The sequence below is a fragment of the Solidesulfovibrio fructosivorans JJ] genome (assembly GCF_000179555.1).
Classification (GTDB): domain Bacteria; phylum Desulfobacterota; class Desulfovibrionia; order Desulfovibrionales; family Desulfovibrionaceae; genus Solidesulfovibrio; species Solidesulfovibrio fructosivorans.
In genome coordinates this window covers 101,136-115,333 of the sequence record NZ_AECZ01000003.1, presented here as the reverse complement: position 1 = coordinate 115,333, position 14,198 = coordinate 101,136, and the positions used below count along the sequence as shown (strand labels likewise).

At 58.7% G+C, this 14,198-nt stretch carries 13 protein-coding genes; 11 read left to right on the top strand and 2 right to left on the bottom strand.

Going from position 1 to position 14,198, the window contains the following annotated elements; genetic code table 11:
• Positions 1-111: 111 nt before the first annotated feature.
• Entirely contained in the window at positions 112-1,275 is a 1,164-nt protein-coding gene (locus DESFRDRAFT_RS03325) for a radical SAM protein (RefSeq protein WP_043793672.1), read from the bottom strand.
• Positions 1,272-2,738: an aldehyde dehydrogenase family protein gene (locus DESFRDRAFT_RS03320; protein ID WP_005991090.1), complete on the bottom strand. Its 1,467-nt coding sequence runs from the start codon at positions 2,736-2,738 to the stop codon at positions 1,272-1,274. Before DESFRDRAFT_RS03320 ends, DESFRDRAFT_RS03325 begins: the two co-directional genes overlap by 4 nt.
• A gap of 606 nt (positions 2,739-3,344) precedes the next feature.
• Between DESFRDRAFT_RS03320 and DESFRDRAFT_RS21770 the strand changes: the two genes are divergently transcribed.
• From DESFRDRAFT_RS21770 to DESFRDRAFT_RS03280, 11 genes are all read left to right on the top strand, one after another.
• Positions 3,345-4,052 carry a DUF134 domain-containing protein gene (locus DESFRDRAFT_RS21770; protein WP_005991088.1) on the top strand — a complete coding sequence of 236 codons (708 nt, stop codon included), beginning with the start codon at positions 3,345-3,347 and terminating at the stop codon, positions 4,050-4,052.
• Positions 4,053-4,291: 239 nt separating this feature from the next.
• A complete protein-coding gene (locus DESFRDRAFT_RS21605; RefSeq protein WP_336884663.1) occupies positions 4,292-4,825 on the top strand; it encodes a DUF5320 domain-containing protein in 534 nt (177 codons plus the stop codon).
• Positions 4,826-4,898: 73 nt separating this feature from the next.
• On the top strand, positions 4,899-5,342 hold the full coding sequence (locus tag DESFRDRAFT_RS03310; RefSeq protein WP_005991084.1) for a CGGC domain-containing protein: 444 nt from the start codon (positions 4,899-4,901) through the stop codon (positions 5,340-5,342).
• A 60-nt stretch (positions 5,343-5,402) separates the two neighbouring features.
• Positions 5,403-6,131 carry a Rossmann-like domain-containing protein gene (locus tag DESFRDRAFT_RS03305; RefSeq protein WP_005991082.1) on the top strand — a complete coding sequence of 243 codons (729 nt, stop codon included), beginning with the start codon at positions 5,403-5,405 and terminating at the stop codon, positions 6,129-6,131.
• Positions 6,132-6,177: 46 nt separating this feature from the next.
• Positions 6,178-6,909, top strand: coding sequence for a DUF364 domain-containing protein (locus tag DESFRDRAFT_RS03300; RefSeq protein WP_005991080.1), 732 nt, complete (start codon positions 6,178-6,180; stop codon positions 6,907-6,909).
• A gap of 48 nt (positions 6,910-6,957) precedes the next feature.
• Entirely contained in the window at positions 6,958-7,326 is a 369-nt protein-coding gene (locus DESFRDRAFT_RS21010; protein WP_005991078.1) for a CGGC domain-containing protein, read from the top strand.
• Between the two features lie 165 nt (positions 7,327-7,491).
• The gene (locus tag DESFRDRAFT_RS03295; RefSeq protein WP_005991077.1) at positions 7,492-8,244 is read left to right on the top strand and encodes an N-acyl homoserine lactonase family protein; all 753 of its coding nucleotides are present in this window, start codon (positions 7,492-7,494) and stop codon (positions 8,242-8,244) included.
• Between the two features lie 305 nt (positions 8,245-8,549).
• A complete protein-coding gene (locus tag DESFRDRAFT_RS21005) occupies positions 8,550-8,900 on the top strand; it encodes a DsrE family protein (RefSeq protein WP_081458397.1) in 351 nt (116 codons plus the stop codon).
• Between the two features lie 529 nt (positions 8,901-9,429).
• The gene (locus tag DESFRDRAFT_RS03290; RefSeq protein WP_005991076.1) at positions 9,430-11,124 is read left to right on the top strand and encodes an FAD-dependent oxidoreductase; all 1,695 of its coding nucleotides are present in this window, start codon (positions 9,430-9,432) and stop codon (positions 11,122-11,124) included.
• 969 nt (positions 11,125-12,093) lie between these two features.
• Positions 12,094-13,140, top strand: a complete 1,047-nt coding sequence (locus DESFRDRAFT_RS03285) for a LacI family DNA-binding transcriptional regulator (RefSeq protein WP_005991075.1) — start codon at positions 12,094-12,096, stop codon at positions 13,138-13,140.
• Positions 13,141-13,165: 25 nt separating this feature from the next.
• A complete protein-coding gene (locus tag DESFRDRAFT_RS03280) occupies positions 13,166-14,173 on the top strand; it encodes an ABC transporter substrate-binding protein (protein ID WP_005991074.1) in 1,008 nt (335 codons plus the stop codon).
• Positions 14,174-14,198 lie beyond the last annotated feature (25 nt).

The following is a 14,198-nucleotide window of genomic DNA, read 5'->3' as shown; positions in this document are numbered from 1 at the left end:
CGACTTTTTTAAAAAGTCGGCGTTGGCTTCTGTTCGTAGAGGTGTTTCATGGTTTCTTGGATTTTGTTCAATCGGCACCTGAGCTACGCGGATGATATCCAGGAGTCCTCGTCAGATGAATCGCCTCATGATTGCATCGACTACCGCGTCCCAGTTGTCAGCATTCACCCCAAGCTCTATCAGCATTTGTTTAGCGTATCCCCGTCTTTCATTGTTGCCCAGATCTTCCAGGCGGGCCATGCGGTGCGTTCGGCGTCCGATGCTGAACAGCATCTGTTCTTCAGGCGGGAGATCGAGAAAGGTCTTAATTGTCCCAGTCATTGCCTCAAGGTCGTCGGGGAGCTTGCCATTAACCTCCTGAAACAGGTTCAGGACGTGGTCGCTTCTCACCGCCGAGTGGATTCCGTTTAATGACTCAAGCATAAGCAATAATTCACGAGCGGTTTCCACCTCACCCATCTTGTCAAACACACCCGCCTGATATTGCGCCGTAATGGGGGCGCTTTCGGCTAGGCCCAGGGTGCGCAAGCGGATGAAATCGGGATTAATCTGATTCAACGCGTCCGCTGTTTCATGGGCGTTTTCCCATGACAATGCACGCCCGCCAAGGCCCGGCATCCAATATTCTGAAAGCTCCATCCCAGCTCGCTTGACTTTTTGCCCCGCAGCAATCTGGGTAGCCTTATCCACACCCTTTTTGACTGCCTTCAGCACGTTATCTGAACCAGATTCCATGCCGATATGGACTCGATTGAGGCCTGCCTGGGCAATGCGGAGCATGTCCTCGTCACTGACCTTGACCACGGATTTTGACCGGGCATAGGTCGTGACGCGGTCCACGCCCGGGAAGCAGGCCCGGATATGCTCCAAAACCCGCACCAAATCATCAGGCTTGAGAATGAAGCTGTTGCCATCCTGCATGAAGATGGACTGCATGCCGTTGATCACGAAGTTGTAAGCGGCATGGAAAGCCTGGCTGTCGTAACTCGGTTCTTTTTCAAATGCATGGAACCGGTCGAATTGGATGTGCCCGTCCTCGTTGGTGAATCTCAATAACTTCTGCACGTAATCGTAGACAGTATCAATATCGCGCAGGATGTGGTCCACTGGACGCATCGAGAATTTTTTTCCCTTGTAGAAGCCACAGAATGAGCACTGATTCCACGGACAATTCCGTGAGACCCGAATAAGAAGGCTTTCCGCCTCACTGGGAGGGCGGATAGGCCCCTGCTCAAATCCTGCGTATCTTTCTGTTTCTGAAGTTTGTGGACTCAACTGTTCACCACCCTTGTCTGCGCAAAAAGGCGATGTCCATCCGCAGATCCATGAAAGCCGAATCCGCTTTGCTTTGCCCCCACCCAGGGGGCGTCGCCCATTCCTCCGACACCTTGATTAATACCGACCATTCCCGCTTCTACCTGATCCGCGACACGATTTGCCTCCGCCTTTCCGAAGACAACGGCTCCCAAACCGTAATCGGTTGCATTGGCACGTTCAATGGCATCCTCGACATTTTTAAACCTACTCATGGCCACCACGGGACCGAATGTTTCCTCCCGCTCCAGGAGCATCTCGGGAGACATGTCCGCGATAACCGTGGGGTGGATATATCTTTTAGGTTGGTCTGATCCTCCCAAAAGCATCCTTGCGCCTTTATCTTCGGCGTCTTGGATGTGTTTCAGCACCTTGGCATGCTGCCGTGCGTTCACAAGGGGGCCAATGTTGACTCCCGGTTCGTTCCATGGCCCCACCCTGTATGTCCGGGCTATCTCGACGACACGGGATTCAAATACATCTGCAATGCCTGCATCCACATAGATGCGTTCCGTTGAGGTGCACATCTGTCCCGCGTTTTCAAAACTACTGGCAACAGCGAATCGGGCTGCTGAATTGATGTCGGCATCGTTCAGTACAATCATAGGGTCGTTACCGCCTAACTCCATTATAAGACGTTTCAACCCGCTGGCAGACCTGGCCATGATGTCCTTGCCCGCAGCCATTGAACCCGTGAAGGCGACCAGATTTACGTCGCTTTCGACAAGCGCCTTGCCCTGCTTCGCATCACCAAAGACAACTTCTAACACTCCCTCGGGCAAATTTCTGTTGAGAATATCGACATAGTCCTTTGCCACAAGCGGTGTTTCCTCGGAGGGCTTGAACACCACGGTATTGCCAGCCACCAGTGCAGGGACGATGAGGTTATTGGCCATTGCCAGCGGATAGTTCCACGGAGAGATGACCGCAGCCACGCCAAGAGGCTTATATTCCACACGGGTTTCAGCGCTTAGGCGTCGTGGCCCGAGGGCCTCATTTGTCGCCTGGGCAATGTACACGCCACTATACGCCGTACCGGAAACTTCCCCATTGGCTCGGCGGATGTCCTTGCCCATCTCTCGGCTGATCAACTCAGCCAGCGTAGTCATATGAGGCTCCATTCCGGCAAAAGCTTGCATAACCATTTCCATTCTCCTGGTTATGCCGATGTTTTTCCAACTGGTGGCGGCGGAATGTGCTCTGGCAACAATTTCGCCAATGGATTCCAACGGAGTAATCGCGACGCTGCCGACAAGCTCGTCGTTGCTGGGGTCGAATGAGTGAAGTTGTTCGTTTATTTGGTTTTCTCCGAGAAACGACAGGCCATGACGGTTCTGGTCCATCTCTTCCTTCAGGTTGGGGACGAATCCAAAATCTTTTTCCACTTCGGCGAGCGGTTGCTCTCGTTGTTTTTCTTGGTCCATTTCTGACTCCTTAGCGAAGCGGGTAATGCTTTACCTGTGGGCAGAAATAGGCGTTGCTTATTTTCCGTCAAGTACTAACTTTTTTGTTTTGTACTAACTTTTTTGTTCAATACTTCCTTTTAGGTAACTATTGAAGGGGTACACATGAGGATACACACATCCTGCACACTCAAGCGCGCTGGCTCACCCCCTCCGGTTTGGACATGTATGGCGCGCTCCGACGGCAAGAGATTTTTGACGGCTTCCGGTTGAATGCAACCATGTATCCGGCATGTCGGGCACCGCCGCCACAATTGCCGTGGCAAAAAGAGGACCTATGCCGGGAACCTTCAACATGGATGGACCGCGCATCGGTGACGGCGATACTGAGCTTTGGCGCGGGGAAAAGATCAGGAACAGCCCGCGCGATCTCTACAGGCCCGAGGGGGGTACGCGGCAGAAAGGGCTTTTCCGCTTTTTATCCTGATTCATACGCATGGCCTTTCGTCAATCGATCGGCCAGGCGGGGGGGGTAATTTTGCTCAAATGAGAGAAAAAACGCCAACAGGCTTGACTCGGGCCAGCGAGGCGTTATTTGCTCTTTTGAGCAAAACAAAGGAGTCCTGTATGCCACGCCCTCGTCTGCGCCGGTGGGTGGCCGGTATCCCCAAGGCAACCTATTTTAAGCCACAAGGCATTCCCCTGTGCGAACTCGTGGAAATCCGGCTTTCCATAGAGGGCCTGGAGGCGTTGCGTCTGGCTGACCTGGAAGGGCTGACCACCGAGGCAGCCGCCGTGGGCATGGGGGTTTCCCGGCATACGTTTGGCCGGGTGCTGGCTGAGGCCAGGACGAGTGTCGCCCGGGCCTTGGTTGGAGGCGCGGCGCTGCGCATCGAGGGTGGCCATTATGAAGTAGCGCAACCTCAGGATGCGGCAAGTCTTCAGGAGGCCCAGCCTGTCGGTGGAGGGTATGTCGTGGCTGTGCCAAGCCAAGGGCCGACGCTGGATTCCTTGGTCGCTCCCCGCTTCGACCGGGCCACTGGATTCACGTTGGTGAATTTGGCGGACATGTCCTTTCAGTACCTGGAAAATACCCGGCAGACCGGTCGCGGAAGGGGTGCCGTGATGCACCTTCTGCACAACCTGCGCGACGCCGGGGCCAATGCGCTGCTGGCCAGTCCTCCCCATCCTGGATTTCTCAACGCAGTATCCCGGGCCGGCCTGGATTTCATTGAGCACGTGCCCTTGTCCATGGAGGAAACGGCCGGAGAAGCGGTGGGACGACTGGCTGCCGATGCAACCAACAACGAATCGGGGCCTTATGATGGGCAATAGGCACCCTGCGCCTTCGTGGCGGGAAAAACAGACGCGAGCAAAGGGAATCCCCTTTTAACTGGAGGATATTTTTATGCGGCAAGGTTGCGCGACGCAAGGTGGAAGAGGTGGCCAGGGCCGATGCGGTCAGGGTCAAGGCAAAGGACAGGGACAAGGCGGCCAGGGTGGCGGCCGGGGCGGCGGTGGCCGATGCGGCCAAGGCCAGGGACGCGGCCTGGGTCAGGCTGGCCGATCGGGTAATGCGCCTGGCGTTTCGAGCGGGTCGCAGCCAGGAACGGACGTATGCGTCTGCCCGCAATGCGGCCAGACAGCGCCGCATACGCCGGGAGTCGCCTGCGCCACCATGCGTTGCCCCGCCTGCGGGGCGGCCATGGCGAGGCCATAACCCTCTAACCGAAAGGAGATGCATCATGCCACGCGGTGATGGAACAGGACCTAACGGAATGGGGTCCGGGACGGGACGCTCTATGGGCTATTGCTCGGGGGCGAATACTCCCGGGTTTGCCAGTGCTCCGGGGTGGGGCGGACAACGGCTCGGCTTCGGCCAGGGCGGCTTTGGCCGGGGATGTCGCGGCGGCTTCTACCGGGGTGGCTTTCGCGGTGCTTGGCGTTCGAATTTCATGGGCGCCGCACCGGTCGGGCCCGTCTCCGGCGCGGCCACGCCGGAGATGGAACGGCAATTTCTGCGGCAGCAGGCCACGGCCATGGAAAGCTCCCTGGCGGCCATCAAGGCACGCCTGGCCAAGATGGGCGATGAAACCACGCAGGGCTGACGGCGTACGGCCATGACGCGAGACTCCCGCCACCCGTTCCGGGTGACGGGAGTTCCGTCGAGAGGGAAAACACATGGTCAGCATCGGTATCATCATTTGCGCCCGGTACGGAAATTGCGGGGCCGGCAAGTGTTTTCGGGCTCTGCGGGAACGCCGGGGCGGATTCGCCCGCTACGCGGCGGAGCAAAGCGCATCCATTGTCGGTTTCGCCTCCTGTGGCGGCTGCCCCGGGGGAAATGTAGAATATGTTCCGGCGGAATTTATCAAAAACGGCGCGACGGTTGTCCATCTGGCCACCGGATTGGTCGTCGGCTACCCGCCATGCCCCCACCTGAGCCATTTCAAGACGTTTATCGAATCCCAATACAACCTTCCCGTGGTGGTCGGGACACATCCCATCCCTCTCAATTATTTCAATGCGCATCGGAAACTGCCGTTTTGGGCGGACAGCAACATGGCTGCGGCAGCCGAAGCCCTCCTGCAGGAGGCTCCGGACGTCATGGCCGCATACGACTGAAAACGTATTGAACTTGAACATTGAATGTTGCCTCCCTGTACACACCAAAGGAGTGATGCCATGCAACCTGGAACGCTTGAACTTGTCCGGCGCAAGGCCCTGGCCTTGTGGGAGGAACACGATCTGCTTCGTGAACCCATCACGGTCACGGCCAGAACGCTGACCGTCCATGAGGCCATAGGCGATCCCGAAGGCGAGGATTTCCCCCTGCAAAAAGGCAAGGAACGGCTCATGGAAGCCGAGTTCCGGGGTGCCAAGGGACAGGCTTTCACCGACCGCTTCGGGGATTTTTCCAGAACCCTGGCCGATGTCGCCGCGATGCCGCTGGAAAACAACTTCCGCCGGGCGGTGTTCGTGGCTTCGGTCAACGCCACGGTTCGGGGACTGGGGCTGTGCGACCGCACCATCCATTGCCGCGACAAGGAACCCAATGAATGCGCCGCGAAATTCAGCCACTACATCAGCGAGCGTTTTGGCGACGTCCGTATCACGCAGGTCGGATTCCAGCCCAAGATCATCCAGGCTCTGAGCGAACGGTTTGCCCTGAAGGTGCTTGATCTCGACCCGGACAACATCGGCACGGTCCAATACGACACCGAGATCCTCGGGCCGGACCGGAAGGACGAGGCCCTGGCTCGGGCCGATCTGCTCGTGGTTACGGGATCCACCCTGGCCAACGATACCGTGGGTGCGTTTCTCGATGACCGCCCGATCATCTTTTACGGCACGACCATCGCCGGCGCGGCGGAACTTATGGGTTGGGAACGGTTTTGCGCCAAGGCCCTTTGAGCTTTTGCTCCTTCCTTCCGGAAACAACCAAGCACAAGGAACGTTCATGACATTGCTTGAAGAACTCACACGCGTGCTCGACTACGATTGTCCGGTCATGGATATTCGCCAGGGCGTATTCCATACCGCAGTGGTCACCCGGCGTTGCGGGCTGGCCGCGACGCTGCCCAAGGATGCCTTGCGCCAAGAACCGCCCCTTGTGGCGGAACCAGGTTTCCTTCTGGAAAAAACCGCCGAGGAACTTGTCTCCCTGGTGCATTCGCAAAGCCTGCTGGAAGCGGCCATTGGCATGGCCACCATCAATTCCCTCCTGCCCGTGGACGAGTCCGTCATGGTGGAGCGCAATGCCGGAGACATCCTCCTGGAAAAGGGGACCGAAAAAAACGTGGCGGTCATCGGCCATTTTCCCTTCCTTCCCAAGGTCCGACAACAGGCCGCCAACCTCTGGGTTCTGGAAAACAATCCCCACGAAGGCGATTTCGGCCCCGAACAGGCTGAAGAGTTCCTGCCACAGGCCGATGTCGTGGCCATTACCGGCACCTCCATCACCAACCATACGTTTGACGGGCTCATCCGCCTGTGCCGACCCGACGCATTCGTGCTCATGCTGGGCGATTCGGTGCCGTTCACGCCGCTGCTGTTCGATCACAGGGTGGATGCCTTGTGCGGAACCGTGGTTTCTGAACCTGACAAGGTGCTTCGCTGCGTCAGCCAGGGGGGAAACTACAGGCAGATACAGGGCGTCAAACGGCTGACCATTTTCAAGAACGGACAATAGGTTGGAAACAACGCCCGACAATCGCCGTTGATTACAAGGAGTTCGGCCATGACCAAAATCGGATTGATCCGGTGCGAGAAAAATGAAACCACGTGCCCCCTCACCGGCTGCCTTTCCTGTCTTGCCAGTGGTTCCCAAGGTTTTGCGGGGACCGACCATCCTGAACTTGTCGGCGTCATGACATGCCGCTGCCCTGGCGACCGCGCCGTGGCATTGGCAAAGGTCCTGAAAGCCAAGGGAGCGGAAATTCTGCACTGGTGCACCTGCACGTTCGCGCACAAGGAAGAAGGAAAATGGGTCAATGGAAACGGGTTTTGTGCGGACAGCGATAGCTTGTTGTCTCGAATCGCCCGTGAAGCCGGTATCCCTTGCGTAAAAGGGACCGCGCATCTTCCTCATGAATACAGGCCGAAATAAGTTGTTCCTGAAATTGATGCCTAAGCCAAGCATGATTTAGAGCACTGTCATCGGTGCACGGGACAGTTTGAATGTGCCGGCGAATCCGGTTTCCTGAAAATGAGTGCAAAGTTCGCGGAAGACAAATCGAACAGGCGAGAGGGATGCCGGAATTTGGAGGATGTCGTGAGCACGTTTGTGATCCATCCCATCGTGTTGGGAACCAAGGAATTCGACAAGGGAATGATGACGTACCAATTCGAGTACGGGAAGCCGTATACCATTCCCATCTACGGTTGGTATCTGGAAGGAGGGGATACGCGTATCCTGGTGGATACCGGGGAAATGCGTCCCGTGGTTTCCGAAGCCCGAGAGGCGGCCATCGGGGGGGCGATCCATGGCTTTGCTGCGGGACTGGCCCGTTTCGGCCTGACGCCCGCCGACGTTGATGTGGTAGTGCACACCCATCTTCACAACGATCATTGTGAAAATGACAGCTTGTGCGAGAACGCCCTGTTTTATGTCCACGAAAGGGAGCTGGCGCACGCACGGAACCCGCACCCCCTGGATTACCGCTATAACGAGGAATACATCGAAGACGTGGCGGAAGCCGGGCAGATGGTGTCCTTAACCGAAGACACCGAAATTGTTCCCGGTCTGCGCATGGTACATACCCCGGCCCATACGGAAGGCGGCATGTCCGTGTTTGTGGACACTCCGGCTGGATTAGCCGTCATCACCGGCTTTTGCGTCATCCGCGAAAACCTGTTTCCGCCGACGTCTGTGACGGCCCGGGAAATGGAAGTCATCCCGCCGGGCACCTGCGTCAATACCTACGCCGCCTACGACATTTTGCGGCGAATTCGGGACGCGGCGGACATCGTTCTCCCGCTTCATGAGCCGTCGTTTGCCTCAGGCGCTCCTATCGGCCTTAAATGATCGCCGCAGGCCTGCTCCGCCTTTTCCGATAACATTGCGCCCATGCCCCGGCCCCCTGGTCATGCTTAAACCATCTTAGGCTTCCAAGAGGAAGCAAAACGCAATATGGGACATGTCAACGCCGCCGTAGAGGAAATTGCCCAGGCCACTGCCCTGGCCGACCGATCGGGCAAAGTGCTTGACGAGATTGACTCCATGTTCAGGTTTGTCTGCCAGTAAATGCTTGATTGGACACTCGAAGCAGTGTCAGGCGCGTCAAAGTCGTTTTCACTACAGGTTTGGACTGATGAACGAAGGAGGATGATATGGCCAACTTTTTGTTCGTTTTGAGTAAAAATGATAATGAGTCAGCGACACGGTGTTTTCAGTTTGCAAAGATAGCTCATGGCAAGGGGCACCATGTGGATATGTTTTTCATTGATGGTGGTGTTGAATGGGCAGTTTCCAGCCGTGATTTGACTCAGAAAACCACGACAGGAGATTGTCCGCAAGATTATCTGCCTTATTTGGTTGAAAATGAAGTAAAGGTTGGCATCTGTACTCCATGTGCAAATAATCGATCTTTGGACGAGGCCACTTTCCATTCAAACATGCAGTTAGATGGCGGGCCTCATCTGATCGATATGGCGGCAGAGGCGAAAATTTTCAATTTTTAGGTTAAGTCTCGCCAACATAACCGTTGGCAACCGCGCCACAGACGCTTTGGCAGCCTGTTGGCTGTCCGTTGGCGATATGTTGGCTGATGCGCCACAGACCTCTCAGGGACGGCGGCAGGACTACGTGAACATACTGGGACCTTGCCCTCGAGCGGGGTCCTTTTTCATTTCAGAAAGTGATCAATTGCGGCTGAACTGGTGGGGACTAGGGCTGGGCACGGGGTGAAGAGGCTGAAACTGGGGATGGGATCAGACGATCACTACCCCGGCAACATCCTTTAGATTAATCCTCTGATAGGGCTGTGAGCCCTTTTTTGTTCCCAACACTATTCCCAACTGGAGGGGAAAAATGTTGGGCCACCACCGGCCGTGAGCCTCGTTCGGACGCATCCTTCCTTATTTTCCCATTTTTTCTCCCGCGTTGATTGTAATCAATGCCCGACAGCTGCGCGTGGTGCATATCCAGTGCGGTCAACAAGCAAGAAGGTTTTCAGGCATGAGTTACGAAATCCTAAAGGAGCAAATTCGTATGAGCACCAAACGCATTGTCGTCATCGGTGGCACCGCCGCCGGTCCAAAGGCGGCCTCCCGAGCCAAGCGCCTGGATGAGACTGCGGAAGTCACCCTGCTGCAAAAAGCATCCGCGCTGTCCATGGCCTCCTGCGGCTATCCTTATTACGTGGCCGGTGAGGTCAAGGACCGCGACATGCTGCTCGCCACCCCGGCCGGCGTGGTGCGCGATTCAGCATTTTTCGCCGGGGCTAAGGGCATCATCGCCAAAGTCTCGACTGAGGTCACGGGCATCGACCGGGAGGCCAAGACCGTGGCCTGGAAGCGCGTGGATACCGGCGAGACGGGGCTCCTGCCCTATGACAAGCTGATTTTGTGCACCGGGTCCGTGCCCAAGGTGCCGCCCATCCCGGGCCGCGAACTGGCCGGGGTCACCACCCTGACCAGCCTCGAGGACGCCGACCGGCTGCGTGAGCTGGCCGCCACCAACAAAGACGAGAAGACCGTCATCATCGGCGGCGGGCTTATCGGCATGGAGACCTGCGAAGCGCTGGTTGCAGCCGGCATGGACGCGACCGTGGTCGAGGCCCTGCCCCAGACCCTGAGCTTCCTGGACCCGGAATTGGCGCTTTTGGTGCAGAACCACGCCACATCCAAGGGCGCGAAGATCATCACCGGCGTGGGGATTTCCTCCATTAACGGCCAGGACGGCAAGGTCACCGGCGTCACCCTGGCCGACGGCCGGGAACTGCCCTGCACGCTGGTCATCATGGCCATCGGCGTGGCTCCCAACACGGGGCTGGCCAAGGCGGCGGGCCTGGCGCTCGGTCCCACCGGCGGCATCATCACGGACGAGCGCATGCGCACCTCCGATCCGGACGTCTATGCCGCCGGCGACTGCGTGGAAGTGAAAAACCGCCTGACCGGCGAGCCCATGCTCGCCCCCTTCGGCGATCTGGCCAACCTGGAAGGCCGGGTGGCCGGCGAGAACGCGGTCCTTGGCGACACGGCCACCTTCCCCGGCACCATCGGCAGCGGCATCTGCAAGATTTTCGACTTCACCGCCGCCTCCACCGGCCTGTCCGAGTTCCGGGCCAAACAAGCCGGCTTCGACGTGGTGACGGCCATAAACGCCAGCCCGGACAAGCCCGGCTTCATGGGGGCCAAGCCGGTGGTGTCCAAGCTCATCGCCGACGCCAAAACCGGCCGTATCCTGGGGTTCGCTTGCGTGGGCCTGGGCAACGTCAACCGGCAGGCAGCGGAAATGGCCATGGCCATCCTCGGCGGGCTGACCGTGGACGACGTGGCCATGGCCGACCTGCCCTACGCCCCGCCGTTTTCCCTGGCCATCGACCACGCCATCGCCACGGCGCACATCCTGCAAAACAAGATGCGCGGGCTCATGCGGGGCCAGTCGAGCATCGTGGCCAAATCCCGCATCGACAACGGGGAGCATCCCTACCTGCTCGACGTGCGCGGTCCCAAGGAGTTCGAGGAAATGCGCCTTGGGCGCGGCGAGACGCTCATTCCCCTGGGACAGCTGCGCAAGCGCCTCGGCGAACTCCCGGCGGACAAGCAGGCCCCGGTCATCACCTACTGCAAGGTGTCCATGCGCGGCTACGAGGCCCAGCGGGTGCTCGAAGCCAACGGTTACGACAACGTGACGGTGCTGGAAGGCGGACTGGTGGCTTGGCCGTTCGGCCTTGAACAATAATATCCTTTTGAAAAGAGCGTGCGAGAGTGGAGAACCCTTTCAAAGGGTTCTCCACTCTCGGCCAAGGCGTTCCGGCCAATGGGGACGCCTGATCCCAGTGCGGCATCGCGTTCCTTGCCGCTCCCCCCGTGACCAGCCCCCAGTTCAGGATACTTTCCTGGCAAATCACTCACCGCCACCAGAGGCGGCAGCCAATGAGCCAAGGGCAGACCCCATCGGTCTTCTGCCGCTCCCAATTCTCCGGACCGGACCCGGTCCCGGGACTTTTTCCCTTCCTCAAAAAAGCACTAGACACGGGCATGGCCCAGGCCTATATAGTAAGCGAGTCCTTTGGAAAGGTTGGTTGTAACCTTAACGGAGGTGATGCCGATGGGCCAGTCAGACGAGGAACAGTTTTTTGATGTAGGGCATAAATAGGCCAGCATCGATAAAGAAAAGCTGGCAAACTGCACGTGTGGTAAACACCAGCCCTACGCTTGATGCTGAGTCATTCCCAATAACCTATAAAAAATCTCGACTATAACCTTACTGGCCCTGGCTTCTACAGTCGGGGCCTTTCTTTTTTACAGCGAGAGAAATGCCCCTTGGCCGACTGACGCCCCAGCGAGACACCTGTCCCTGTTTGGGCATTTGGACATTCCCTGCGCATGGTTGAAAAAATGGCGGCCGCCTCCGAAGCCGGGGTGTTACGGCTTTGGGGCCGGGCATCATGGACTACTTGATTGCGCCCAGGTGCGGGTGAAGGCGCGGAAACTGCCGGCGTGAGCACCACGGCCCCGGTCCAGCCGCCCGCCAGGCGCCATCCCAAGCCCCCCCGCTCCCCCACGCCAAAACCTGACCGGATCGTCACGGGTTTGGCATGCGAAGCAAAAATAGAACCGGTTACATCGTGCCCGGGCGAGAGCGTTCGCGGCATCCGCCGTACCCCTCGCTCTCCCGACACCCTTTTGCTGTAACAGGTTACACGACATGGCAACCATCCGAGATGTGGCCGCGCTGGCGAGCGTATCGATCGCGAGTGTTTCCCGCTACCTCAACACGCCGGAAAAAGTGCGCCAGGCGACCGCAGAAAGGATCCGGGCGGCCATGAAGGCATGCGGCTACCGGTTCAACTACGCGGCCAAGGTCCTTTCCACGCAGCGCACCAAGACCCTTGGCCTGGTGATCCCCACCATCACGAACACGGTGTTCGCCGATTCTACCAGGGGGCTGCAGGACGAGGCCACCCGGCGCGGCTACCAGGTGCTCCTGGCCAATGCCGACTACGATCCGGCCGCCGAAGGCCGGCTCATCCGCCATCTTCTGGAACGGCAGGTGGACGCGCTGGTCATGACGGTCTCCGATCCCCTGGCGATCATGGCCCGGGAAACGCCTGCCCTCGATATCCCGTCGGTCTTCCTCTACAGCACGCTCGCGGACGCGCCGGTCTCGAGCGTGGGCATCGACAACGAAAAAGGCGGGTATGACGCCACAGCCCACTTGCTGGACCTGGGCCATGAACGCCTCGCCATGCTGGCCGGAAGTTTCGCGGCATCCGACCGCAGCCGGCACCGGTATGAAGGCTATCGCCGCTGCCTGAGGCAGCGCGGTCTGGACCACGATCCGTCCCTGGTGGTGCAAGCCCCCTTCGGCCTGGAGCACTGCCGCGAGGCCGTGTCCCGGCTCATGAACCGGGCAGCTCCGCCCACTGCCATTTTCGCTTCCAACGATTTGATGGCCATCGGCGCCATGGGCGCGTTGCGCGCCTTCGGCCTGACCGTGCCGCAAGATGTTTCCGTGGTGGGATTCGATGACGTGACCTTTGCCTCCTATGTCACGCCCAGGCTCACCACCATTCGCCAGCCCGTCTACGAAATGGGCCGGCTGGCCGCCAAGGTGGCCTTGGACGCCCTGGAGGGCGGCGATGCCGGGCCCCGCCACCTTATTTTGGAGCACGAGTTGGTTGTCAGGGAGTCCACCGCTCCCATTCGCCGAATGTCCGCGGGGTTCGGCGAACGGGGATTCCCGGTACCATGACCTCCCGCCCCCTTTGGAGAGCATTATGCGTCATCTTGTCTGGCTATTGACCTTGGCCATGGCCGTCATGTTCGGGGCGGGCCCCGCCCACGCTACGGATACGGCCATCTGTTACAACTGTCCGCCCGAATGGGCGGACTGGGGGACCCAGCTTAAAACCATCGAGCGGGAACTGGGCATCCACATCCCCCAGGACAACAAGAATTCCGGCCAGAGCCTGTCCCAGCTCATCGCGGAAAAAAACAATCCCGTGGCGGACGTGGTCTATTACGGCGTGTCCTTCGGCATCGAGGCCAAAAAGAAAGGCGTCGTCGCCCCCTACAAGCCCGCTCACTGGGATGCGATCCCCAAAGGCCTCAAGGACCCCGACGGTTTCTGGTTCGCCATCCACTCCGGCACCATCGGCTTTTTCGTCAACAAGGACGCCTTGGAGGGAAAGCCCGTTCCCCGTTCCTGGAACGACCTGCTCGATCCCCGCTACAAGGGCATGATCGGCTACCTCGACCCCACCTCGGCCTTCGTGGGCTATGCGTCCGTGTGCGCCGCCAACAAGGCCATGGGCGGAACGCTGGAGAACTTCGCTCCGGGTCTCGCCTTCATGAAAAAGCTGCAGGCCAACGAGCCCATCGTGCCCAAGCAGACCTCGTATGCCCGGGTGCTCTCCGGCGAGATTCCCATCCTGCTGGACTACGACTTCAATGCCTACCGGGCCAAGTACAAGGACAAGGCCAATGTGGAGTTCGTCATTCCCCAGGAAGGCACCATCATCGTCCCCTATGTCATGAGCCTGGTGAAAAACGCCCCCCATCCGGAACTGGCCAAGAAAATCCTGGATTTCGTCATGAGCGACAAGGGGCAGGCCGTGTGGGCCAATGCCTATCTCAAGCCCGTCCGCCCCTCGGCCATGAGCAAGGAGGTGGCGGCCAAATTCCTGCCCGAGTCCGAATACGCCCGCGCGACCCCCATCGACTATGCCAAGATGGGCGCGGTGCAGGCCGCTTTCCGCGATCGGTTCCGCGCGGAAGTGCAATAGGTTTTTTCCCTTCATCCAGCGGGAG